The following is a 24,588-nucleotide window of genomic DNA, read 5'->3' on the forward strand; positions in this document are numbered from 1 at the left end:
GACACGTGACCGGCAGGGCGGATGCGGATGACAGGCTGTCGTTATCTTTTACAGCCGATTTTGGGCACAATCGAAGGCATGACTTCCAGCTCCGCCGTGTCCAATCCGGCGTCAAATGCAGGGCCAAACGCAGCGCCCGCTACCGCGTCGAAGGCGGACGCTGCCAGCGCACTGCCCGCCGGCCATCCCCTCATGGACGGCCGCACCGCAGATTCCCCGCTCATCACGGCCTACCGCGGCGGCAAACCGTCCCGCCGTCCAGTGTGGTTCATGCGACAGGCCGGGCGCTCACTGCCGGAGTACCTGAAGGTCCGTGAAGGCGTCGCGATGCTGGACTCCTGCCTGCGGCCCGAACTGGCGTCCGAGATCACCCTTCAGCCGGTGCGCCGGCACGATGTTGACGCCGCCATCTTCTTCTCCGATATCGTGATCCCGCTCAAGCTCGCAGGCGTGGGAGTGGACATCGTGCCCGGCGTCGGCCCGGTCCTGGACAAGCCCGTGCGCACAGCCGCAGATGTGGCCGCCCTGCCGCAGCTCACCTGGGAAGCGCTGGAGCCCATCCGGGAGGCCGTCCGGCTGACCGTCGCGGAATTGGGCAAGACCCCGCTGATCGGCTTCGCCGGGGCACCGTTCACCCTGGCCGCCTACATGGTCGAGGGCAAGCCGTCCCGCGACCACCTCGGCCCGCGCACCATGATGCACGCGGATCCTGAGACGTGGACGGCCCTGGCCAACTGGGCCGCCGACGCGTCCGGGCTGTTCCTCCGAGCCCAGCTGGAAGCCGGCGCCTCCGCGGGGCAGCTGTTCGATTCCTGGGCAGGCTCACTGGGGCTGGCCGACTACACCAAATACGTGGCCCCGGCGTCAGCCCGCGCGCTGGACCACGTCAGGCACCTCGGGGCACCCCTGATCCACTTTGGCACCGGAACGTCGGAACTGCTGGTCGCCATGCGCGACGTCGGCGTAGACGTGGTGGGCGTGGATTACCGGCTTCCGCTGGATGAGGCAAACCGCCGGCTGGGCGGTAACGTGCCGCTCCAGGGCAACATCGATCCGGCGCTCCTGTCCGCCCCGTGGGAAGTCCTCGAGGCCCACGTCAGGGAAGTGATCGCGGCCGGTTCGGCAGCGCCCGGCCATGTGCTGAATCTTGGCCACGGGGTGCCGCCGGAAACAGATCCGGCCGTCCTGACCCGGGTTGTGCAGCTCATCCACTCCATTTCGCCGGAATAAGTCCATGGGCGGCTCAGGGGAAAGCACGGGACGGCGGCGGGAGGCAACTGCCTCGACGGCAGCATCCGTCCCGGCCGGCAAAACTGCGCTGGTAGCCGGTGGCGGCATTTCAGGGCTGCTTGCAGCGCGGGAGCTGTCCGCGGCCGGCTGCGCGGTGACCGTCCTGGAAGCCAGCCGAACCTGGGGCGGTTGCGTGGGCAGCCACGTCGTAGCCGGGCTCACGCTGGACAGCGGCGCGGAGTCCTTTGCGACCCGCTCCACTGCCGTGGCCGACCTCGCCGCCGAATTGGGACTCGCGGCAAAGATCGTCGAGCCCCGGCCGGGAGGCGCCTGGGTCCAGCTTCCGGATGGTCCCCGGGAACTTCCCAAGACGGGAGTCCTGGGGATACCAGCCAACCCTTGGGACCCGGAAGTCCGGCGCTCACTGGGGTTCCTGGGCTCGCTTCGAGCATCCCTGGACAAGTACCTGCCAGCCTCGGTGGGGACTGCTGCGGACGTCACGAGCGTGGCATCGCTGGTGCGGGCGCGAATGGGACGCCGCGTGCTGGACCGGCTCGTCGCACCGGTAGTGGGGGGAGTGCACTCCGCCGATCCCGGTCTCCTGGACGTGGACATGGTGGCGCCCGGACTGCGGGCGGGCCTCCGCCGGCACGGCTCGTTGGCCGCCGCAGTTGCGGCCCAGCGCCGCGGCAACGCCACCCCCCGGGACGGGACGCCGCCCGTGGCGAAAGCCGGCTCCGCCGTCGCGGGCCTCGCAGGCGGCATGCACACCCTGATCGCTGCGTTGCTGCGCGACCTCCGGGACCGCGGCGTGACCCTGCTGGACGCTTCGCCGGCGGAGTCGGTGGCCCAAACACCTGACGGCTGGCGAGTCACTGCCGGAAAGGCAACGTACGACGCCGGCCTGCTGGTAGTGGCGCTCGACGGCCCCGCCGCCGTCGGGCTGCTGGAAAAGGCAGTGCCCGGACTTGCCGGAAAGCGGCCGGAACGCGGGCCAGACGTCAGGCTCGTCACGCTGGTGGTTGACCTTCCGGAACTGGACAGCAGGCCACGGGGCACCGGAATCCTGGTAGCCCCGCAGACCCCTGGCATCCAGGCAAAAGCACTCACCCATGCAACGGCGAAGTGGGAATGGCTTGCCGCCGCAGCAGGGCCCGGCACCCACGTCCTCCGCCTCTCCTACGGGCGCATCGACGGTTCCGCAGCCCGCACCCGGGAACCCTCCACAGACGATGAACTCCTGGCTGCTTCGCTGCGGGACGCGTCAGCGCTGCTTGGCGTGTCGGTCGAAGCGGAGGACGTCATCGGCTGGGACGTGGTCAGGTGGCAGGGGGCGCTGCCTTTCGCCGCCGTGGGCCACAAGGCCCGGGTCGCGGATGTCCGCGAAGCCTGCGCGAGGGCCGGCTGCCTCGCTGTGGTGGGCGGATGGGTGGCAGGGAACGGTCTTGCGGCTGTCGTGGCTGACACGCGGGAGCAGATCCAAGTGCTTCTCAGCACGGCATCGTCCCAGTTCAGCGCGCTGCCCGCCCCCAAAAAACGAGTCCAATAGCGTCCTGCCGGCTTTCATTTCACCTGCGAATATGGCTAGGGTCGATGACTATGGTTGATTACAGGTCCGGACTTTCACATTCCCGGACCGGTATCCATGGGGGACTCCGGCGCGGCACCGCGGCTGCCGCAGCAGGAGTGGTACTGGTCCTTTCAGCGGGGATTCCCGCGTCACAAGCAGCGGATGGCAGTCCGGATCCCGGCAGCCCCGATGTCCAGGTCACCGGTACCGTGCAGCTGCCAGTGGTCGGCAGCCTGGTGCAGGGGCTGCTAGGTTCCGCCACGCAGTCCCCGACACCGGCATCCACCTCTCCTGCGCCCACGGCTTCTGTTGCCCCTGCACCTGCCACCGCGGCTCCGGCCCCCGCTACAGCTTCCCAGCCGCAGGCTGCTGGCACGCCGCCCGCCGGCGCTGCGCCCGCCGGCAGTGCACCCGCGGTTTCCGGCACCAGGACTGCAACCCCGGGCGCGGCCTCCGGAATGGCACCCGCAGCCAAAGGCGCAGTCCCGGCGCCGCAGCAGGCGGACCAGCCAGCCTCGGCGCCCGCGGAGTCTCCCGCGCCGGATCAACCGACGTCGGCACTCACTCCAACGGCCGGATCGACATCCCGGATCGGGAACCTCCATGCTGCGGGAATCCCGGCCGGAAGCCGGCAGTCGATGGCTCCCGCGCCTGCGCCCGCCGTCGAAGCCACCAAGGTGTGGCTGGGAGTGGGCCTGTTGGGATCAGCCGGAGTTGCCGGACTTGTCTTTGCCAGGATCCGCCGGTCCTGAGGCTCCGGCTGCGTTCCTCTGCCCGACAGCGGGTGTGAAATGTGAAATGCAACGCTTCTACGTCATGTAGAAGTGCCCGGTTTCGACTTGGCGCAGGGGAAGGGGCAAACTGGTAGGCATGAGCCACACTTCTGCCGAATCTGTCACTAAAACCGAAGAATCAGCCGAGCAGTTTTTCACCCTCTGGACCGTTTTCAAGCGGTCCGCGGAGGTCCTGCGCAGCGCCGACGCTGCTGAGGACTTCGATGCGCTGCTGTCCCGCCTGGCCGAGTCCGGTGTGACCCACCGCGGTAGTTACGACGTCTCCGCGATGCGCGCCGACGCCGATGTGATGGTGTGGCTTCACGGTGCCAAGCCCGAAGCGCTGCAGCAGGCCATCCGCGATATCCGCCGCAGCAAGCTCTTCGCCGGGACTGAGATCGTCTGGTCCGCAATGGGCGTGCACCGCGAAGCCGAGTTCGCCAAGAACCACACCCCTGCCTATTCCCGCGGCGTGGAGCCGGCGGAATGGCTTTGCGTGTACCCGTTCGTACGCTCCTACGAGTGGTACCTCCTACCCGAGGCCGAACGCGGAAAGATGCTGCGCGACCATGGCATGCTGGGCCGGGAGTTCCCGCAGGTCATCTCCAATACTGTGTCTTCCTTCGCCCTGGGGGACTGGGAGTGGATCCTGGGCCTGGAGGCTCCCGCCCTGGTTGACCTCGTGGACCTGATGCGGCACCTGCGCTCCACCGAAGCGCGCAACCATGTCCGCGAGGAAATCCCGTTCTACACGGGCCGTCGCATCACCGCCCCGGAAATCGCAGAGGTCCTGGCATGAGCCCGCTGGACCCTCAGGAAACCGCTGCCCCGGCAACCCCGCTCAATCCCGTGACCGAGGCCGGGCGGATGGCGCCCAAGGACTACGATGCTGTCCTCCTTGCCTCCTTCGGCGGCCCCGAGGGCCAGGAGGACGTCATCCCGTTCCTTCGCAACGTGACCCGCGGGCGAGGCATCCCCGACGAGCGGCTTGAAGAAGTCTCGCACCACTACCGCGCCAACGGCGGCGTCAGTCCCATCAACCAGCAGAACCGTGAACTTAAGGCAGCCCTGGAAGCCGAACTGGCCGCCCGCGGCATCGCGTTGCCCGTGCTGTGGGGCAACCGCAACTGGGCGCCGTACATCCCGCAGACCCTGCAGGACGCGTACGACGCCGGGCACCGTCGCCTGCTGATGATCACCACGAGTGCCTACTCCTGTTACTCCAGCTGCCGCCAGTACCGCGAGGACATCGGCATGGCGCTGACCGAAACCGGCCTGGACGGCCGGCTTGAAGTGGACAAAGTGCGCCAGTACTTTGACCACCCCGGTTTTGTGGAGCCCTTTGTGGAAGGAACGGCCGCCGGGCTGTCCGATGTCCGCGCTCAACTCCATGCGGTCGGCACCCCGGACGCGCCGTTGCATATTCTGTTCGCAACGCATTCCATCCCCACCCGCGACGCCGAAGCGGCCGGACGCTCCGAGGCCGAACCGCGCGAGTTTGAGGAAGGTTCGGCGTACGTCGCCCAGCACCTTGCCACCGGGGCGGCCATCATCAGCAGGGTCGAGGCAGAGTCCGGCCTTACCGCACCCTGGTCCCTCGTCTACCAGTCGCGCTCGGGCGCCCCGCACGTGCCGTGGCTGGAACCGGACATCAATGACGCCGTCGAGGAACTGGCCGGCCAGGGCATCAAGGGCATCGTGATCGTTCCGCTTGGCTTCGTCAGCGACCACATGGAGGTTGTCTGGGACCTGGACACAGAAGCCCTGGAAACCTGCCGCAACCTGGGCCTGGCCGCCACCAGGGTGCCCACTCCCGGAACCCACCGCAAATTCGTGAACGGGCTGGTGGACCTCATCTCGGAGCGGACCAGGTCCAACAACATCGCCGACCGCCCGGCAGTGACCGCCCTCGGGCCCTGGTACGACGTCTGCCGTCCGGGCTGCTGCGCCAACTTCCGCGGCGAGAAGCCCACCATCGCGGGCGCGGACACCACCGTTGGTACCGGACATGACCCGTACCCCGAAGCGGTTGGCGTGCCGGCCGGGGGAGAAGGCGTGCAATGACCGTCCGGATCGGAACCAGGGCCAGCAAGCTCGCTCTGACCCAGACCCAGCAGACCGCCGACCAGCTGGCCGCCGTCGGCGGATTCCCGGTGGAACTGGTGCATATCCGGACCGACGGCGACGTCCTGAAAGGCTCGCTGTCCCAGATGGGCGGCACCGGGGTGTTTGTGACCGCCCTTCGCGATGCCTTGTTGCGGAATGAATGCGATGTCGCCGTCCATTCCCTCAAGGACCTTCCGACCGGCGCGCCGGTGGGCCTGGCCCTGGCCGCCACGCCGCGCCGCGTCGACGTGCGTGACGTCCTCTGCGCCCGCGACGGCCTTAAGCTGGCCGACCTGCCGCAGGGGGCCACCGTGGGCACCGGCTCACCGCGGCGCGCTGCACAGCTCCGGGCTGCCAGGCCGGACCTGCAGATTTTGGACATCCGCGGCAACGTGGACACCCGCCTTGGCCGGGTCCCCGGTCTGCCGGGCAACGTCACCGACCAGGTGGTGCCGGGCAAATCCTGCGACCTTGACGCCGTTGTCCTCGCGGCTGCCGGGCTGGAGCGGATCAGCAGGCTGGACGCCGTCAGTGAGTTCCTCGAAACCGACGTGATGCTGCCGGCTGCCGGACAGGGTTCGCTGGCCATTGAATGCCGGACAGCCGACGCACCCCGGAAGGCCGGATCCACGGAAGGCTCCCAGGGCGTCCTCGCCCAGGCCCTCGCGGCGCTGGACGATCCGGACACCAGGCTGGCCGTCACTGCCGAGCGTGCGCTCCTGGCCCGGCTCGAAGCAGGCTGCGCCGCACCCGTTGGCGCCTACGCCTACCGGAAAGGCAGCATGCTTCACCTGGAAGGCGTTGTCTGCGCCGTTGACGGGACGGCATCCGTCCGTGACAAGCGGGCCACTGACGGGCTGACCGAGGTTGGCGCGACGCTGCTTGGCATCGAACTCGCCGAGGTTCTCCTTGCCGGCGGCGCGGCCGACATTGCAGACCTCCAGGCCTCCTGAACGCATCATGGACGCATGCGCCGGGGTGTCCTGAGATGGCGGACAAGGACAGTAGTTTCCAGCAGGATCCGCGGCCGCTCGCGCATGCCCGGGTCCTGGTCACGCGCAGCCCGGAGCGGTCGCTAACCCTCGTCGCCGCGTTGGAGGAGGCAGGGGCGGAGGCACTGTTGCTGCCGATGATTGACTTTGAGCGGGCAGCTGACCAGCATTCCCTGGACGTAGCCTGCGATGCCCTTGCGGCAGGTGCCTTCGACTGGCTGGTTGTCAGCAGCGCCACGACGGTCCACGTGCTCAGTGACAAGGCTGCCGAACGCGGCATGACCCTTGGCAACTGGCTGCCCGCCAACACCAGGGTGGCCGCCATCGGCCAAGCCTCACGCGGGCTGCTGGAGTCCGCCGGAGTTCCCGTGGCACTCACGCCGCCCCCCGATGCACAGTCGGCCGCAGGCCTGCTGGATGTGTGGCCGGCAGGTGCCGGACGGGTACTCCTGCCGCAGGCAGATATCGCGGCACCGCGCCTCGCCGAAGGACTGTCTGCATCCGGTGCGGCTGTCACCGTTATCACCGCGTACCGGACCGTGGACTATCCGGCCGATGCTGAGCGCCGGCTTGCCGTCGAGCCTGTGGCGATGGACCCGGCCGAGAAGTGGCTGGCTGGCACACCGTCACAGGTGACCCGACCGGCGTCGTACGCTCTGCTGACCCCGGAAGGCGCCCGGGACGAGATCGCTGCCGGCCGGCTGCACGCCGTCGTCGCTGCGTCACCCAGCGCCGCCCGGCGCATCAGTTCCGCGCTGTCCCCGCTGCGGGAGTGCAGGCTCGTCGCGATCGGACGCTCGACGGCGGATGAAGCCGCGGCGCTCGGACTCGACGTGGCCGCCGTTGCGGCTGAGCCCAGCCCCGCCGGGCTCGTGGCGGCGGTACGCGAAGCCCTGGATTCCCGACCCAACCCGGACCACCCGTGAAGGACGACTCATGAGCTTTCCCAGCCAACGCCCCCGCCGCCTCCGCACCACACCTGCCATGCGCAGGCTCACCGCAGAAACCCGGCTGGCGCCGGCAGAGCTGATCCTTCCGGCCTTCATCCGGGAGGACCTTACCGAGCCCAACCCGATCACCTCCATGCCCGGAGTCGTCCAGCACACCACCGACACGCTGAAACGTGCCGCCATTGAAGCCGTGGAACTGGGCATCGGCGGCATCATGCTCTTTGGCATACCGGCGGTCCGCGACGCGGAGGGCACGGCGTCGCTGGACCCTGATGGCGTGCTCAACAAGGCGATCCGGGACGTCCGCTCTGAGGTTGGCGACGAACTCGTCATCATGAGCGATGTCTGCCTGGACGAATTCACCGACCACGGGCACTGCGGGGTCCTGGACGCGGACGGCTACGTGGACAACGACCGTACCGTGGAGATCTACGCCAGGATGGCAGTGGCGCAGGCCGAGGCCGGAGCCCACATGCTGGGCCCCTCGGGAATGATGGACGGCCAGATCGCGGCCATCCGCACGGCACTGGACGGCGCCGGGTACTCCGCGACCTCGGTGGTTGCCTATGCCGCGAAGTATGCCTCGGCGTTCTACGGCCCGTTCCGGGAGGCGGTGGATTCCCAGCTTAAGGGGGACCGGCGGACCTACCAGATGGACTCCGGTAACCGCCGAGAGGCCATCCGGGAAGTCGAGCTCGACCTGGCCGAGGGCGCGGACATCGTGATGGTCAAGCCGGCCATGAGCTATCTGGACATCGTGGCCGACGTGGCAGCCATGAGTCCGGTGCCCGTAGCCGCGTACCAGATTTCGGGGGAGTACGCGATGATCGAGGCCGCCGCCGCCAATGGATGGATCGACCGCCGCGCAGCCATCACCGAATCCGTTCTGGGCATCCGCCGCGCCGGCGCGGATATGGTGCTGACCTACTGGGCGTCCGAGCTTGCGGGCTGGCTGAGGGAATCGCGGTGAGTGAGGCCGCCAATCACGCGGCGGGCCCGACGGCACCGGTACCCCCGGACCGGATCCTGCTGGGCCTGAATACCTTCGGCGACGTCGGAACCTACCCTGACGGGCAGCCCGTCCCGCACGCGCAGGTGCTGCGCCAGCTCCTCGAACAGGCTGAGCTGGCGGACGCCGTCGGACTTCACGCATTTGCCGTGGGGGAGCACCACCGCAAGGACTTCGCGGTCTCGGCACCCGAAGTGTTCCTCGCGGCCGCGGCGGCCCGGACCAGGAACATCCGGTTGGGCTCGTCTGTGACGGTGCTCAGCTCCGATGATCCCATCCGGGTCTTCCAGCGTTTTTCCACAGTGGATGCCATCTCCGACGGCCGGGCGGAGGTCATGCTGGGCCGCGGATCTTTTATTGAGTCCTTCCCGCTGTTCGGCCTGGACCTGGCGGACTATGAGGTCCTGTTCGAAGAGAAGCTTGAGCTGTTCGATAAGGTCCGGGCGCAGAAACCCGTGCACTGGGAGGGCCGCACCAGGCCGGCCATCAACGGGTTGAGCGTCTATCCGCCGCTTGAACACCACCTGCTGCCCGCCTGGGTGGGCGTGGGCGGCACCCCGGAGTCCGTGCTCCGCTGCGCCTTGTACGGCTATCCGATCATCTTCGCCATCATCGGCGGGCAACCGCGGTCCTTTGCACCGCTTGCCAACCTCTACCGCCAGGCGATGGCAAAATACGGCCACCCCATGCAGCAGATGGCCACGCATTCGCCGGGCCACATTGCCGTCACCGACGAGCAGGCACGCGAGGAACTCTTCCCGCACTGGCTCGAACAGCGGAACCGGATCGGACGCGAACGCGGCTGGGGCCCGGCGAACCGGGGCGAATTCGACGCGATGTGCACCCCGGAAGGTGCCCTGTACGTCGGCTCGCCGGAAACTGTCGCGGCGAAGATCGCCCTGCTCAAGAAGAACCTGGGCGTGGACCGCTTCGACCTCAAATACAGCAACGGAACCCTGCCGCATGCGGCCATGATGCGCTCCATCGAACTGTTCGGCGCCGAGGTGGCGCCCAGGGTGGCGGAGCTGCTGGCCGGGGCGTCTCCGGCTACCTGAAAGAATAGGAACCATGACTTCCAGCAACCCTCGCAACGAGGCTCTCTTCGACCGCGCCCGCCAGCTGATGCCGGGCGGAGTCAACTCTCCCGTCCGTGCCTTCGGATCCGTGGGCGGGACCCCCAGGTTCATGGTTTCGGCCAAGGGTCCGTACCTCACGGACGCAGACGGCAAGGAGTACGTTGACCTGGTCTGCTCCTGGGGCCCGGCGCTGCTCGGACATGCCCACCCCGCCGTCCTGGAGGCCGTCCACGCCGCCGTGGACCGGGGTCTCTCCTTCGGCGCCTCCACTCCGGACGAGGCCAACCTCGCGGCCATCGTCCAGGAGCGCGTGCCGGCTGCCGAGCGTGTCCGCATGGTTTCCACCGGCACGGAAGCCACCATGACGGCAGTCCGGCTGGCCCGCGGGTTCACCGGCCGGAACCTGATCATCAAGTTCGCCGGGTGCTACCACGGCCACCTCGACGGCCTGCTGGCCGCCGCCGGCTCCGGGGTCGCCACCCTGGCGCTGCCTGGCTCGGCCGGCGTGACTGAGGCAACCGCGGCCGAAACTCTGGTGCTGCCGTACAACGACCTCGCCGCCGTCGAGGCTGCCTTCGCAGCCCACGGCCCCGACATCGCCGCCGTCATCACCGAGGCAGCCCCGGCCAACATGGGTGTGGTGACACCCGGAGAGGGCTTCAACCTGGGGCTCTCACGCATCACCCGGGAGCATGGCGCGCTGCTGATCCTCGATGAGGTGCTGACCGGGTTCCGTACCGGCTACTCCGGCTACTGGGGCCTTACCGGCGGAGCCGCCGATGCCGCCGAGCCGTGGACCCCTGACCTGCTTACTTTCGGCAAGGTGATTGGCGGCGGAATGCCGACGGCGGCCCTGGGCGGACGTGCCGACGTCATGGACTACCTCGCCCCCCTCGGGCCGGTCTACCAGGCGGGAACGCTCTCCGGTAATCCCGTCGCTATGGCCGCCGGGGTTGCCACCCTGACCCATGCAACCCATGACGTGTACTCCTTCGTGGATGCCCGCTCCCTGGAGCTGTCCTCCGCGCTGTCCGCGGCGCTGGATGACGCGGGCGTGGACCACTCCATCCAGTTCGCGGGGAACCTGTTCTCCGTTGCATTCGGTACCTCGGCCAACGGCGTCCACAACTACGCGGATGCCCAGGCCCAGGAAACCTTCCGCTACGCGCCGTTCTTCCACTCGATGCTGGAATCCGGGGTTTACCTGCCGCCGTCGGTGTTCGAGGCCTGGTTCCTGTCTGCAGCCCATGACGACGCCGCCATGGGCCGGATCCTGGACGCGCTGCCGGCAGCCGCCAAGGCCGCCGCTGCCGCCCAGGGCTAGCCCGGTCACTAGGGCTTAACCGGAAAATCCCCGCCGCCCGGACAAATCCCCCCATCATGCGAGGGGGTAATGTCCGGGCGGCGGGGATTTTCCTGGTTCCGGGCCGAATTTAGAGAACGTCGGAGAGGAAGCCCTTCAGCCGGTCGGTGTCCGGAGCCGTGAAGATCTGTTCCGGGTGCCCGGATTCCACCACCACCCCGCCGTCCATGAACGTCACCGTGTCCGAAACGTTGCGGGAAAAGCCCATTTCGTGGGTGACCACCACCATGGTCATCCCTCCTTTTGCGAGGTCGGCCATGAGGCTCAGGACACCCTTGACGAGCTCGGGGTCCAGCGCGGAGGTGGCTTCGTCGAAGAACATCACCTCGGGCTTCATGGCCAGCGCGCGGGCAATCGCGACCCGCTGCTGCTGGCCGCCGGACAGGTTTGCCGGGCGTGCATCGGCCTTCTGCTTCAGGCCCACCAGGTCCAGCTGTTCCAGCGCCTCTTCGCGGGCTTGCTCCTTGGACATGCCCCGCAGCTTGCGAAGCGCCAGGGAGACGTTTTCCGCCACGGTTTTGTGCGGGAACAGGTTGAACTGCTGGAAGACCATCCCGATCCGCCTGCGCAGCACGTCCGGATTGTCGTTGAGCACGGAGCGGCCGTCCAGCAGGATATCGCCCTGGTCCGGTTCGATCAGCCGGTTCATGACCCGCAACAGTGTCGACTTGCCGGATCCGGAGGGCCCGATCACCGAGGCGGTGGTCCCTTCGGGAACGTGAAGATCGATGCCCCGCAGCACATGGTTGGACCCGAAGGAGAGATGGATGTTCTTCGCTGTCAGCGACCCTGAGGCGAACTCGCTCATACCTGGGCCCCCTTTCCGACCTTGGCGGCCGCTTCGTCCGGTTCCTTCTTTTCCGGCCTGCCCGAGCGCAGGCGGGAGTCGATCCAGTTCACGAAATGGGTGAGCGGGATAGTGAGGGCCAGATAGAACAAGGCCGCCGCGACGTACGGTGACAGGTTGCCTGTGGTCGAAGCGGCGTCCTTACCGATCTGGAAGATCTCCCGCTCGGTGGCCAGCAGCCCCAGCAGGAAGACCAGCGAGGACTCCTTGATCAGGGCGATGAACTGGTTAACAAGCGCCGGAAGCACCCGACGGATGCCCTGGGGCACCACCACCAGGCGCATCGAAGGGCCGTAGCCGAACCCCAATGCGCGCGACGCCTCAAGCTGCCCCTTATCCACGCTCTGGATCCCGGAGCGGAAGATCTCTCCGATGTACGCCGCCGACATCAGCGAAAGGGCGGCGACGGCCATCGGATAGGGGCTGGTTGACCCTGTGAACTGACGGATGATCGGGCCAAAGCCGAGGCCGATCACCAGGATGGTCAGCACCGGCGGCAGTCCACGGAGGACGTCAGTGTAAACGCGGGAAATCCAGCGCACGGCTGCGTTCCGGGAAATCCCCATGAGGGCGAGCACCATGCCCAGCACTGTTCCGATAATGCCTGACGTCACGGCCAGGACAAGCGTATTCGGCAGTCCGACAGCGAACATCATGGGGATGACTTCGCCCATCGCCTTCCAGTCGAGGAAGGTGTCGCCGAGTTGTTTGAGGATATCCATGGAACGCCCGGGTTACTTCGCGGGGATCTGGACGGCCTTGCTGCCTGGCTTCCAGCCCTGCGGCGTCTGCTCGGCGGAGGTGGGCCGGTCCGTGTACCACTGCGCGGTGAGCTTGGTCCAGGTGCCGTCCGCGATCACGGCGTCAAGACCGGCATTGAGCGCGTCGATCAACGCCTGGTTGTCCTTGTTCACAGCGTAGGCGGTGAAGTTCTGGGTATTGACGACCTTCTCGGCGATCTTGGTATTGTCGCCGTCCTTGACCTGTCCGCTGGCCTGCTGGGACGGGGCCACCCAGGCGTCCACCTGGCCGTTCTTAACGTTGGAGTAGACGGTGATGTAGTCCGGGAAGCGGACCGGCTCGAGCTTGAGCGTGTTGGTGACATAGTCGTCCTGGACAGTGCCCTGAACGACGCCGATCCGGACGCCGGCCTTGAGGTCAGCGAAGCCCTGGACCTTGGCGTCGTTCTTGGTGACAACAGCCATGTAGCCGAAGTCGTAGCCGTTCGTGAAGCCTACTGTCTCCCGGCGCTTGTCCGTGGTGGAGATGGAGGAGGAGCCGACGTCGAACTGCTTGTTCTTGACCTGGGAGAGCAGTGCGGCGAAGTCTGTGGACGCGAACTCGACCTTGAGGCCCAGCTTGTCGCCGATGGCGCGCAGGAGCTCGTTGTCGTATCCCGTGAACTTGCCTGAGGGATCGATGAAGATGTTGGGCGGGGCATCGGAAAGCGTGCCCACCCGCAGGGTACCGGGGGTGGCCAGGCCCAGCTTGCTCTTATCGATCTTGTCGAGGGGAGTGACATCCTTGGTGGTGTACTTGTCCAGGGTGGTCTGGTCGCTGCCGGCGAGGGCATCAGTGGGGCTGCCGCCGGGCTGTGCCGCCGCTCCGCCGCAGGCGGCGAGGGAGACGGCCAGTGCAACTGCCACGGGAACGCTGGCCAGCCATTTCATGGTCTTGGTTGTCATGAGTAAGTCACTTTCATATGAGTCATAAATTTCAACAGGGCCGTAGGCTGGCAATGAAGCCTGGGACCTGCCCGGCAATGGCGCGGATGACCGGGGGGCGGGATGACCGCAAAACTTAATGCTCTCACTTCACGCCAGGGGCGTGGATAGGTGAACGATCGCAGGCTTGACTCGCTGGTAACCGAATTTTATTCGGCGTATCTCTCATGCAGATGGCCGGAAGCACTCATGCCCTCAGGCGCAGCCGAATTCCCTCGTGTCCAATTCGCGGCGATTGTGACGTCCTGGGAAGTGTGAGTTAGCTCGCAGCTAGAACTCGCCCCGGCTGGCGTCTTCCGGGGGCAGGACCGGCCAGTCGCCTTCGATCACCGCAGCGGGCTTGGTCTTTCGAAGGTACCCCTGGAAGTCCTCGGCCTGGCTGACCGCCCACTCAACCTGGAGCCTGTGGAGCTGGCTTGCCGGCATTCTGAGCTTGGGAAACTTGCCGGCCATGGCATCGAGCACCCGGAGCGTGGCAAGGGCATCTGCAGCCGAGGTGTGGGCATTGTCCAGGTTCACCCCGTACTCCTCGCAGAGTGCGGTGAGCGTCCGCTTGCCTTTGCGGTACCGGTCCACCTGCTTGTTCATGATGTACGGGTCAAGGACTGGAAACCGGCTCAACTGCGGGACTCCGTGACGGGCCGATTCCGCAGCGAGAACCGTGAAGTCGTAGCTGGCATTGAATGCGATGACAGGAACGCCGTCGTCAAAAAGTCCCTGGAGGACAGCGGCCAGTTCCCTTGTCACCTCATGGGAAGGCCGGCCGTCGCGTCTGGCTTGCTCTGTGGTGATGCCGTGGACATCACTCGCCTCGGTGGGAATCTCGACGCCCGGATCCGCCAGCCATTCATGCTCAGAGATGACGTCACCTTTATGGTCCACAACGGTCACTGATGCGGTGACGATCCGCGCGGCACGGGAATTCCGCCCGGTGGTCTCGAGGTCGAAAGCTGCGCGGGGGAGGGTGTTCCAGGTGGTCATGCGTCAACGCTACCGGCGGGGCAGGACAATTTCGGGGAACGCCACTGCAGCTAGTCTGGATCCATGCGGACTGAGTATGTAGAGGCGGTGCTGGCCCTCGTAGAGCTGGTTCCGGCCGGGTCCGCAGTTGCCTACGGGGACGTCGCCGAGCTCCTCGGCTCGGGCGGTCCACGCCAAGTCGGGTCCGTCATGAGCCACTATGGCAGCGCCGTGCCCTGGTGGCGGGTCCTCAGGGCGAACGGGCTGGCTCCGGAAGGACACGAAGCTGAGGCGCTGCGCCACTATCTGCAGGAGGGCACACCACTGCGGGGCGAGCACCTCGATTACCTGCGTACAGGTGAAGGCCGGTGGAGGGTTGACCTGACGGCGGCGCGCTGGGCACCCGACGAGGACTGCTTCGACCGGATAGACGCCATTGCGGAACAGCTGGAACGGCGGTTGCACAGATTGTCGGTGGCTGATGATGGAATGTCGGTGTGACGGTAACAACCCCCCTGACTGGCCCCCTCAATCCCGGCAACCCAACACGCGATACTGGACCCCTGGCTGGCCCCCTCGCCACTTACCTTGACGGGCGCCCGGCTGCGCCCGGCCCGATGGGTACCAGGCTTCGGTTGCTTCCGCCGCGCCAGGTCAGCGCGGAGCTGCCGGTGCTTTCTGCCGACCAACGGGCCGCCGTCGAGGTACCGCACGGTTCGGGGCCCGTCCTGGTTCCCGGGGCTCCGGGAACCGGAAAATCGACCGTCCTGGTGGAGTCAGCAGTCCGCAGGGCACTTCACGACGGCGTCGACCCGGAACGGATCCTGATCCTGGCGCCAGGCCGGCTGGCCGCGGACTCGCTGCGGGACCGGTTCACGGCCAGGCTGGACCGGAGCCTCAGCACCACACCGGCGCGCACGTGGGCCTCCTATGCCTTTGACCTGATCCGACGCGCCAAGGCCGAAGGGATCCTGCCTCTTCCGCGCCCGCCCCGGCTCCTGTCCGGCCCGGAGCAGGATCTGATCATCAAGGAACTGTTGGAAGGCCACAGGATGCCTGGGTTGGAACTGCCGTGGCCAGCGGACCTTGAAGCAGCTCTGGAGACGCGCGGCTTCCGCCAGGAGGTGAGGCAGCTCTTTGACCGGATTATCGAATCAGGCAGGACGTCAGAGGACCTTGAGGAGCTCGGCAGGCAGTGCGGCAGACAGGACTGGATTGCCGCCGCCGCGCTGTATGCAGAGTACCGGGACGTCCTGGACCTGCGTATGCCGGAGGCGTTCGACCCCGCCGGAATCATTACCGCCGCACGCCAGATTTTCCAGGATTCACCTGACTTCCTGGCTACGGAAAGGGAACGCCTGCAGCTGGTGCTGGTGGACGACGCCCAGGAAGCAAACCCCGCAGTGTTTGAACTCCTGGCGGACATCGCGGCGGGCAAGGACTGCTACGTGGCCTCGTCGCCGGATACCGTGGTGCAGGGTTTCCGCGGGGCACGGCCCGATCTCGTGGCCGAACTGCCACGGCTGCTGTCCGCCGATGGCGGGGTAATGGAGCGGCCACTGTGGCACACCCACCGGCATGCACCGTCGATCGCCCAAGCCTGGCTCGGAGTTGCGGGAAGGATCTCACAGCGGGCGGGCGGCCAGGCGGCCCGACGGCTGGAGCAGCCAGCCCCTCCCGCTGAAGGGCTGGAAGAGGAGGTGGCGCATGGGGGCCGCCATACGGGAGCCGTGGAGGCACATCTTGTCCCGTCGGCAGTCCATGAGCTGCGGTACGTCGCGCAGCGGATCCTGGACCAGCACATCAACCACAAGCGGGAACTAGCCGAAATAGCCGTGATTGTGCGCAACGGCGGCCAGCTTAGTGAGCTCCAGCGATACCTGTCCGGGCAGGGCATCCCCGTGCGGGTGCCTGTGGCGGAATCGGCCGTTCGCGACGAAGTAGCAGTCCGCCCGCTCCTTGACGCCTATGCCATTGCCCTGGACCCGGCCCTGATGACGCCCGAAGCCGCCGTATCCCTACTTACTTCCCGGATCGGGGGAGCGACATCACTGGAACTGCGAAGGCTCAGGCAGTCGCTCCGGCGCGAGGAACTGCTGGGCGGCGGCGGACGGACCAGCGACGCACTCCTTGTGGAGGCCATTCTGCAGCCCGGTGCGTTGACTACCCTCGGTATGGAGGGCCGGGCCGCGCGGAGGACGGCCCGCATGATCCAGGCCGGCCGGTCGGCGGCGGCCGAACCGGGAGCCAACGCCGAAACAGTCCTGTGGGCCCTGTGGCACGCCACCGGCCTGGCAAACGCCTGGACGGAATCCGCTTTGTCAGGCGGTATGCACGGCGCCAGGGCTGACCGGGACCTCGATGCCATGATGGCGCTTTTTCACACCGCGGAGCGCTACGTGGACCAGATGCCGGGCGCCGGACCCGAACAATTCCTCGAGTACCTCCTCAACCAGGAACTGCCCATGGATACACTGGCCGCAAGAGCCCAGGTGGATGACGCCGTCGAACTCATGACACCGGCCAGTGCCGCGGGGCGGGAGTGGCCTGTTGTCATCGTGGCGGGGCTGCAGGAGGGGGTCTGGCCGAACACAAGGCTCCGAGGGGAGCTGCTGGGCAGCACCCTCTACGCTGACGCCGTCGAACACAGCGTCGGTTACGCCCTGCAACTCGACCCCCTCAGCCGGTTGCGGGAGATCCGGTATGACGAGCTGAGGAGCTTCTCCACTGCCGTGTCCCGTGCCCGCGAACTCCTGATCTGCACGGCAGTTTCCTCCGAGGATGATCAGCCGTCCTCTTTCCTCGATTACGTCTCGCCGCTGGCAGCCGATGAGGAGGGCCGGGGATTCACGCCAGTGGAGCGCCCCATGACGCTGCGTGCCCTCGTGGCCGAACTCAGGCAGTATGCCCAGCTGGACGGACGGTACGCTCCCGAAGCCGCCGAGGCAACGAGGGTGCTCGCCGGACTCGTAGCAGCTGAACCTCCCGTTCCCGGCGCACATCCGGACAGTTGGTGGGGCCTCGCACCTTTGAGCACCACGGCTGCGGTCGTGCCGCCGGGCGGGACTGTGTACGTGTCGCCGTCCAAGGTGGAATCGGTGCAAAAATCGCCCCTCGACTGGTTTGTCCAGGCTGCAGGCGGCGAAGCTGCCACCGACTTCGCACGGAGCCTTGGCACACTGGTCCACGCGATCGCACAGGATCTTCCGGACGCCTCCGGTTCCGAGTACGTCGCCGAGCTCGTCCGCCGGTGGCCGTCTTTGGGAATGAAGGACAACTGGGAAGGCAAGCTCGATTTCCAGCGTGCAGAGGCAATGGTCCGGAAACTGGCCCAGTACGTCCTGGTCATGCGGAGCGAGGGGCGGAGCCTTCTGGGAGTCGAACAGGATTTTGAGGTCCGGCTCCCTGACCTGCCCGCGGACACAGGAGCTGAGCAGGCGGAGAACGACGCCGGCGCGGAGCCAGCTTCAGGGAGCTCATCGCGGTCGGCTGTTCTCCGTGGCCAGGTGGACCGGCTTGAGATTGATGCGGAGGGCAGGCTCGTCATCGTGGACCTGAAGACCGGCAAGCGCCAGCCGGGCAAAACCGAGCTCTCCCGCCACCCCCAGCTGGGTGCATACCAGGCGGCTGTCCTTGCCGGCGGCTTCGGGGATGCGCAGGGGGCACTACCCGATCCCAGGCCCGGCGGTGCCGTGCTGGCGCAGCTCGGCACTGGCACGAAGAACCCCGGGGTGCAGCAGCAGGACGCCCTGGACCCGCAGGAAAACTGGGCCCTGGAGATGGTCACCGATGCGGCGGTCGTGATGTCCGGCAACAGCTTCGAAGCACGGCACGATCCGTCCAAGGGCAGGCAAGGCGGCCACGGCTGCAGGCTTCCCGAAGTCTGTCCTTTGTGCATCCGGGGAAAGCAGGTCACGGAGTGAGCTTCGGACCTGAGACCCCGCCGGCACGTTTCAGCCCGGAGGAGCTGTCCGGGATGCTTGGTGAAAAGAACACCCCCACACCGGAACAGTCCGCCATTATCTCCTCGCCCCTGGCTCCGAGGCTGGTGATAGCAGGAGCCGGCTCCGGCAAGACCGCAACCATGGCCGACCGGGTGGTCTGGCTGGTCGCCAACGGCTGGGTCCGGACCGAGGAAGTACTGGGCGTCACGTTCACCAGGAAGGCGGCCGGTGAATTGGCCACCCGTATCAGGGCCAAGCTGGCGGCGCTGCAGCGCATCGCCGCCCAGGACAGCCGGCACGCCGTGTTCCCGGAAGGACTGCTCAGCAGCGACGCCCTCGAGCCCAGGGTGTCCACCTATCACTCATTCGCGAGCGGGATCGTTTCCGACTACGGCCTGCGGCTTGGAATTGAACGCGACGTGGTGCTGCTGGGAAGCGCCCAGGCCTGGCAGCTCGCCAGCGAAGTCGTGGAGGCGTTCGACGGCGACTACCGCCACTTCAGTGCGGCCAAGTCCACCTTGGTCAAGGCCGTCATCCAGCTTGCTGGGGAATGCGCGGAGCATCTGCAGGAACCCGGCGAGGTTGAGGCCTGGCTGATGGCCAGGGTTGCAGAGTTCGAGGAGCTGCCGTACACGGCCGGGGCCAAGAAGAACGCTCCCCACGCCTCCGCCGAGCTGGCGGCCATGCTGCGGACCAGGGCAAGCGTCGCAGACATGGTAGGCCGCTATTCTGCCGCCAAACGTGCCAGGGGAGCCTTGGATTTCGGGGACCTTGTGGCACTCGCCGCGAAGGTGGCCAGACAGGTCCCGCTGGCCGCTGAGATGGAACGGCAGCGCTATAAAGTTGTTCTCCTGGACGAGTTCCAGGACACGTCCTACGCCCAGCTGGTGCTGTTCTCCCGGCTGTTCGGCGGCGGCCATGCCGTCACCGCTGTCGGCGACCCCAACCAGTCCATCTATGGCTTCCGCGGCGCTTCGGCCGGCCAGCTTTTCCATTTCGTCCGCGAATTCCCGGTCCGACTCGCGGACCCGGACGGACAGGAGACGTTCGCCCCTGCGCCGACGTCGTACCTGACCACGGCCTGGCGGAATGGCCGCGCGATCCTCTCGGCGGCCAATGTCATGTCTGAGGGCCTTGGCAGGGCGGCGATGTCTAGGCAACCTGCGGGCGGAGGTGACGGTTCGCTGGCGGCTGCGAAAGTACCGCCGCTGCAGCCCAGCCCGTTTGCAGCCGAGGGGCGGGTTGTCCTTGGGCGCTTCGGCACGGACGCCGAGGAAGCCTCAGCGCTGGCTGACGATGTGCTGAGGTACCGCCGCACCGATTTCGAGCACCGGCCGGACGGCAGTCCGGTTCCTCCTGCGCTGGCCGTGCTGTGCCGTCGTCGGGCGCAGATGGAGACCATACGCCGCGAGTTCGAGGCGCGGGGGATCGCCTACGAGATCGTGGGTCTGGGGGGCCTGCTCGATACGCCCGAGATCGTTGACTTGGTGGCCAGCCTGCGGGTACTCGCCGACCCGGGACGTTCGGATTCACTGATGCGCCTCCTTGCGGGTGCACGGTGGCGGATCGGTCCCGCAGACCTGATGGCTTTCAGGGACTGGTCCGGCCAGCTTGCCCGCAGGCGCGGACACCGGGCCGAAGCAACATCCCCGGACAGTGGAGGCACGGATGTGTCCGAGGAGACCGTGATCGAAAGCGACCTGACGGACGGTGCCAGCCTGGTGGAGGCCCTGGACTCGCTCCCATATGAGGACTGGACGTCCTCCCATGGACGATCGCTCAGCTTGGACGCCAGGCAACGGCTCAGCAGGCTGTCCCTGGAGTTGCGTCAGCTACGCGGGTACCTTGGGGATGATCTTGCCACGCTCCTCGGGGAGGTGGAACGTGCCATGCTGCTGGATATCGAGGTCGCGGCCCGCCCGGGAATCAGCATCCACCAGGCCCGCCGCAATCTGGATGCCTTCCAGGACGCTGCCGCCGGTTTCCTGCGCACATCCCAGCGGGTGGACATCCTGGCATTCCTTTCCTGGCTCGAGGCCGCGGCGGCTGAAGAGAACGGCCTGGATACGCCGGCCGGCGAGGTGAACCGCGAGGCGGTGCAGCTCCTGACCGTCCATGCGTCAAAGGGGCTGGAATGGGATGTGGTTTTCGTGCCGGGCCTGAACGACGGCGCCTTTCCAAGCAACAGGGATTCCCGGTGGAGCAGCGGATCAGCGGCTCTGCCGTGGCCCTTACGCGGGGACCGTGCTGATTTGCCGCAGTGGGACACCGACCAGACGGATCAGAAGGGCTGGCTGGACGCAGAGAAGGAGTTCAAGTCAGCTGTCCAGGCCCACGGGGAGGCCGAGGAACGCCGTCTCGCCTATGTGGCATATACCCGGGCCAAACACATCCTCTGGGTCTCAAGCGCTGCGTGGGTGGGTTCCAGGGCAGGGCGTGCCGAAATGTCGCCCTTCCTCGCCGAGCTGGAACCGCTTGTCACCCGGGCGACACAAGGGAGCGAGGTCAGCGCCGCCGTCGTGCATCCCGACTCTGTGGATGAGCAGTCGCTACCAGAGACGAGCCCGTTGACCCTGGAGACGGAGGTGGCGGGATGGCCATACGATCCACTTGAGGGTCCGGTCAATCCCCGGACCGGCGAACGGCTCCGGTCCGTCCCGGGGCGGCGGGCCGCCATGGAAGCGGCCGCGGCGCGAGTACTGGCGGCCCTGTCTGCAGTCGAAACGGGCGAAGTGGAAACGGTTGGCGTCACCGAGGTCGGCCCTGGCCGGGACAGGGGTGAGCTCCGCGGCAACGCAGCCGGCTGGGCCAGGGAAGCCGCCTTGCTGCTGGAACGGCGCTTCAGAAGGGCGGGCGGCCAGGACGTGCACCTCCCCGGCCACATTTCGGCGTCGACGCTGGTGGATCTCGGCGAAGACCCCTCGGCCGTCCTGGGCCGGCTCCGGAGGCCGGTGCCGCGGGCGCCCGGCATGTCAGCGCGGAAGGGGACTGCCTTCCACTCCTGGGTGGAGGAGTACTTCGGCGCTGCCGGAATGCTGGATCTTGGAGAAGCTCCCGGTCCGGACGGCCATATCGATGCCGCCTTCGACCTTGACGCGATGGTGGCCACCTTCCGCGCATCCGAGTGGGCGGACCGTTCCCCGGCTTTCGTTGAGGTCCCAGTGGAAACGCGCGTGGGTGAAGTGGTGGTGCGGGGCCGGATCGACGCCGTTTTCCGCGACGCGGACGGCCGCTGGGAGTTGGTGGACTGGAAGACGGGCCGTAAGCCCTCCGCCGCCCAGCTCGACGCCAAGGCGGTGCAGCTGGCCGCGTATCGGCTGGCGTGGGCGCGGCTGAAAGGGGTTGCCGTGGAAGATGTGCGGGCCGCATTCTTCTACGTGGCGGACAACGAAGTGGTTCGCCCTCACAATCTCGCGTCAGCCGCGGAACTGGAGGAGATCCTTGCCGCGGCCCTGGGTGTCAGTGCTTCTGGACGTCAATGATGCTGATTGCCGCCGTGGAGGTGTCGTCTGCGGACGGAGTCGGGAGGCCGGCGTCGTCCGGCTCCTCCCGGCCCGACTCTTCCACGGCTGACGCTTCCGCAGCGGGGGATAGTTCCTCGGCCGGAATCGGAGCGACGTGGACTGCCGGCAGCGCGGGGACGGAAACCAATGGCACAGGCGGGGGCACAGGGACAGGAGCGACGGTCACCGTTGGAACCGGTGAGGCACCTGCGGGGCGATTGGTGGCGATGACGGCGGCGGTGGCCGTGCTTCCCGTGGCGGGGGTTCCGGCGGCGGCAGCCGTTCCATCGGTTTCGCCCGCTGCCCCAGGGCCGGGACTGGAAGCGCTGGCTACTGGCAGCGCTTCCACGCTGATGGCCTGCCCGCCGTGTTCCGCGACATCGCTGGCGAGGGATTCGAGCATGCCTTCGGCTTCGGAAATCATGTCCGCGTCGCCGGCGGCGATGCCTTTTACCAGGTACTGTGCAAGGGCAAATTCGGCAGAAAGCGCCGCCCTCCGGATCAGATGCTTGTCCGGCAGGTCCCGGCGGCCGGCGGTGTAGCTGCTGAGTACGCTGTCCACAAAGTCCTGCTCGTTGGAGGCGACCAGCCAGGCGAAGTCATCTGCGGGATCACCAATCCTCAGGTCTGTCCATCCGGTGACGGCCGTGACGCGGGCGCCGTCCACCAGGAGGTTGTCCTCATGAAGGTCCCCGTGGACGACGCAGGGGTTGAACCGCCACAGCGAGACATCTTCCAGGGCATGTTCCCAGCGGCGCAGCAGCGCGGGCGGGATCTTGCCCGTCGTGGCTGCCTGGTCAAGCTCGTTAAGCCGGCGCTGGCGGAATTCGTTAGGAGTGTAGCTGGGGAGGTCCGCGTTGCTGACCAAGGCGTGGGGCAAATCGTGGATGGCGGCCAGGGCTCCGCCGATTTCGCGGGCCAGGGCATCGGGACCGGCTGTGAGTTCCTCCACGCTGCGGGTGGTGCCGGCAAGGTGGGAATACACGAAGGTGCTCAGGCTGCCGAGGCGGACGCTGCCGGCAACCGTGGGCATGAGGAATGGCAATTCGGCCCGAATCCCTGGAGCAAAGGCGCGGAGCACCAGGAATTCCGTTTCAAGCCTGGCACTGGCTTCTGCATGCTTCGGTGACCGGACGCGCCAGCGCTTTCCTTCCGAATCGAGCAGCAGGGCTGAGTCGAAATCGGCAGGATCGTCCGCAGCGGCGCTAACGGCGGTGGGCGTCAGCCCGGGGACTGCCGCGGTTGCCACGGCTGCCAGTTCGATCGGTTTTCTTCTCACCGTTCCACGGTAGGTTGACCGGAGGCCAAGACAACGATGTGCGACGGCGAGTCTTCAGATCGGCTCCAAATCTCGGTGCTTCCGCGCAGTGCCAGCGCCGCGAAGCCCCGAAATGTCAATTGTCGGTCCGAGTCAGTACGGTGGACACATGAGTCATGCGGAGTCCGCTACACCGCCCTATCAGACACCTGCCTACCAGACGCAGCCAGGGCAGCTGCGGGCCAACCATCTCTTCGATACGGTACTCCCGGTCCGGCCCGCCCTCGTTGATCGTGGCTCTGCAGTCCGTATGAGGCCCGGCATGATCGAGGAGCTGCTCGGACGCGATGGGACGCTGGCGGCGGTGCTATGCGGACGGCAGGCACTGGTACAGGGGAACAACCTGCTGCTGGCAGGAGCCTCACAACTGTTGTCGGAGCTGCAGGGTCTTGGCACGACTCCCGATCTGGTGATCTATCTCGGGTCCGCCCTGCCCGGGTCGGACCTGCCCGCCGGCACCGAGCTCGTCCTTTTTGTGCTTCCTGCCGCCACGGAGCCTGGAACGGCCGGAATCCCGGCAGACGCATCCTGGACAGGCTTCCGCGACATTGCCTCAGCCCTGAATCCCACCGACACGGCCCTGTTCGTCGAAGCCAGCGCTATCGCCAACTGGCATTCCGGCCATACCCACTGCCCTCGCTGCGGAGCCCCTACGCTCGTGGAAGCGGGCGGCTGGGTCCGCCGCTGTCCCCAGGACGGTTCGGAGCACTACCCGCGCACGGATCCGGCGATCATCGTCACCGTTGTGGGGCCGGACGGGCGCCTGCTGCTCGGCGGCGGCGGCGCGGTCGATGCCAGGAACTATTCAACGCTCGCCGGGTTCGTGGAACCCGGCGAATCCCTTGAGCAGGCAGTGGTCAGGGAAATCCACGAGGAAGTTGGTGTGCGGGTCACCGGGTGTCAGTATCTGGGCTCCCAGTCCTGGCCGTTCCCCGCCTCCCTTATGCTTGGATTCACCGCCGTCACCGCCGATACCGAGGCTAGGCCCGACGGCGTGGAGGTCACCCGGGCACGCTGGTTCAGCCGGGAGGAACTCCAGGAGGCAGTGCTGAACGGTGAAATTACGATCTCCAGCCGCCTATCCATTGCCCGCTCGCTGATCGAGCACTGGTATGGCGGAAGAATCCTGGACCGAAGCGAGTCCTGACCCGGCACCGCCAGGCAAAACCAGGCACCACCTATCGAGCAGACTCCAGCAAGCGGCAGTCGAGACAACAGAGCAG

19 protein-coding genes are annotated in these 24,588 nt (G+C 66.9%); 14 read left to right on the forward strand and 5 right to left on the reverse strand.

The genetic code is table 11. The annotated features are described in order from the left end of the window. Positions 1-78: 78 nt before the first annotated feature. The 10 genes from hemE (at position 79) to hemL (ending at position 11,030) form a co-directional block, all read left to right on the forward strand. Entirely contained in the window at positions 79-1,230 is a 1,152-nt protein-coding gene (hemE, locus tag QFZ40_RS05730; RefSeq protein ID WP_306903333.1) for a uroporphyrinogen decarboxylase, read from the forward strand. 4 nt (positions 1,231-1,234) lie between these two features. Further along, complete coding sequence (gene hemG, locus QFZ40_RS05735; RefSeq protein ID WP_306903334.1) at positions 1,235-2,779, forward strand: protoporphyrinogen oxidase; 1,545 nt, start codon at positions 1,235-1,237, stop codon at positions 2,777-2,779. Between the two features lie 44 nt (positions 2,780-2,823). Continuing rightward, entirely contained in the window at positions 2,824-3,552 is a 729-nt protein-coding gene (locus QFZ40_RS05740; RefSeq protein ID WP_306903335.1) for a hypothetical protein, read from the forward strand. A 118-nt stretch (positions 3,553-3,670) separates the two neighbouring features. Then, positions 3,671-4,372 (forward strand): hydrogen peroxide-dependent heme synthase, encoded by a 702-nt coding sequence (hemQ, locus tag QFZ40_RS05745; RefSeq protein ID WP_306903337.1) that lies wholly within the window; start codon positions 3,671-3,673, stop codon positions 4,370-4,372. Next, on the forward strand, positions 4,369-5,637 hold the full coding sequence (locus QFZ40_RS05750) for a ferrochelatase (protein WP_306903338.1): 1,269 nt from the start codon (positions 4,369-4,371) through the stop codon (positions 5,635-5,637). Before hemQ ends, QFZ40_RS05750 begins: the two co-directional genes overlap by 4 nt. Then, positions 5,634-6,632, forward strand: a complete 999-nt coding sequence (gene hemC, locus QFZ40_RS05755; protein WP_306903340.1) for a hydroxymethylbilane synthase — start codon at positions 5,634-5,636, stop codon at positions 6,630-6,632. Before QFZ40_RS05750 ends, hemC begins: the two co-directional genes overlap by 4 nt. Positions 6,633-6,667: 35 nt before the next feature. Then, positions 6,668-7,597 carry a uroporphyrinogen-III synthase gene (locus QFZ40_RS05760; RefSeq protein WP_306903341.1) on the forward strand — a complete coding sequence of 310 codons (930 nt, stop codon included), beginning with the start codon at positions 6,668-6,670 and terminating at the stop codon, positions 7,595-7,597. Positions 7,598-7,607: 10 nt separating this feature from the next. Continuing rightward, on the forward strand, positions 7,608-8,591 hold the full coding sequence (gene hemB / locus QFZ40_RS05765; RefSeq protein WP_306903342.1) for a porphobilinogen synthase: 984 nt from the start codon (positions 7,608-7,610) through the stop codon (positions 8,589-8,591). Further along, a complete protein-coding gene (locus QFZ40_RS05770; RefSeq protein WP_306903343.1) occupies positions 8,588-9,685 on the forward strand; it encodes an LLM class flavin-dependent oxidoreductase in 1,098 nt (365 codons plus the stop codon). Before hemB ends, QFZ40_RS05770 begins: the two co-directional genes overlap by 4 nt. 13 nt (positions 9,686-9,698) lie before the next feature. Then, positions 9,699-11,030: a glutamate-1-semialdehyde 2,1-aminomutase gene (gene hemL, locus QFZ40_RS05775; protein ID WP_306903344.1), complete on the forward strand. Its 1,332-nt coding sequence runs from the start codon at positions 9,699-9,701 to the stop codon at positions 11,028-11,030. Positions 11,031-11,139: 109 nt separating this feature from the next. Here hemL and QFZ40_RS05780 read toward each other — a convergent pair whose 3' ends face one another. From QFZ40_RS05780 to QFZ40_RS05795, 4 genes are all read right to left on the reverse strand, one after another. After that, a complete protein-coding gene (locus tag QFZ40_RS05780) occupies positions 11,140-11,877 on the reverse strand; it encodes an amino acid ABC transporter ATP-binding protein (protein WP_306903345.1) in 738 nt (245 codons plus the stop codon). Beyond that, positions 11,874-12,638 carry an amino acid ABC transporter permease gene (locus tag QFZ40_RS05785; protein WP_306903346.1) on the reverse strand — a complete coding sequence of 255 codons (765 nt, stop codon included), beginning with the start codon at positions 12,636-12,638 and terminating at the stop codon, positions 11,874-11,876. The genes QFZ40_RS05780 and QFZ40_RS05785 overlap by 4 nt, the downstream gene beginning before the upstream one ends. Before the next feature lie 12 nt (positions 12,639-12,650). Continuing rightward, the gene (locus tag QFZ40_RS05790) at positions 12,651-13,601 is read right to left on the reverse strand and encodes an ABC transporter substrate-binding protein (protein ID WP_306903348.1); all 951 of its coding nucleotides are present in this window, start codon (positions 13,599-13,601) and stop codon (positions 12,651-12,653) included. A 309-nt stretch (positions 13,602-13,910) separates the two neighbouring features. Further along, positions 13,911-14,621: a 3'-5' exonuclease gene (locus tag QFZ40_RS05795; RefSeq protein ID WP_306903349.1), complete on the reverse strand. Its 711-nt coding sequence runs from the start codon at positions 14,619-14,621 to the stop codon at positions 13,911-13,913. Between the two features lie 63 nt (positions 14,622-14,684). Here QFZ40_RS05795 and QFZ40_RS05800 point away from each other — a divergent pair, with 63 nt between their 5' ends. The 3 genes from QFZ40_RS05800 to QFZ40_RS05810 all read left to right on the forward strand — a co-directional run bounded on the left by QFZ40_RS05800 (position 14,685) and on the right by QFZ40_RS05810 (position 22,026). After that, on the forward strand, positions 14,685-15,101 hold the full coding sequence (locus tag QFZ40_RS05800) for an MGMT family protein (RefSeq protein ID WP_306903350.1): 417 nt from the start codon (positions 14,685-14,687) through the stop codon (positions 15,099-15,101). A 116-nt stretch (positions 15,102-15,217) separates the two neighbouring features. Continuing rightward, a complete protein-coding gene (locus tag QFZ40_RS05805) occupies positions 15,218-18,523 on the forward strand; it encodes an ATP-dependent helicase (protein ID WP_306906831.1) in 3,306 nt (1,101 codons plus the stop codon). Positions 18,524-18,576: 53 nt separating this feature from the next. Continuing rightward, positions 18,577-22,026, forward strand: coding sequence for an ATP-dependent helicase (locus QFZ40_RS05810; protein WP_306906832.1), 3,450 nt, complete (start codon positions 18,577-18,579; stop codon positions 22,024-22,026). Here QFZ40_RS05810 and QFZ40_RS05815 read toward each other — a convergent pair. Further along, positions 22,004-23,326 carry a macrolide 2'-phosphotransferase gene (locus QFZ40_RS05815; protein WP_306903351.1) on the reverse strand — a complete coding sequence of 441 codons (1,323 nt, stop codon included), beginning with the start codon at positions 23,324-23,326 and terminating at the stop codon, positions 22,004-22,006. The genes QFZ40_RS05810 and QFZ40_RS05815 overlap by 23 nt on opposite strands. Positions 23,327-23,474: 148 nt before the next feature. Between QFZ40_RS05815 and nudC the strand changes: the two genes are divergently transcribed. Continuing rightward, entirely contained in the window at positions 23,475-24,512 is a 1,038-nt protein-coding gene (gene nudC / locus QFZ40_RS05820; protein WP_306903352.1) for an NAD(+) diphosphatase, read from the forward strand. The last annotated feature ends 76 nt before the right edge of the window (positions 24,513-24,588 follow it).

Source organism: Arthrobacter pascens (assembly GCF_030816475.1).
GTDB classification, from domain to species: Bacteria; Actinomycetota; Actinomycetes; order Actinomycetales; family Micrococcaceae; genus Arthrobacter; species Arthrobacter pascens_B.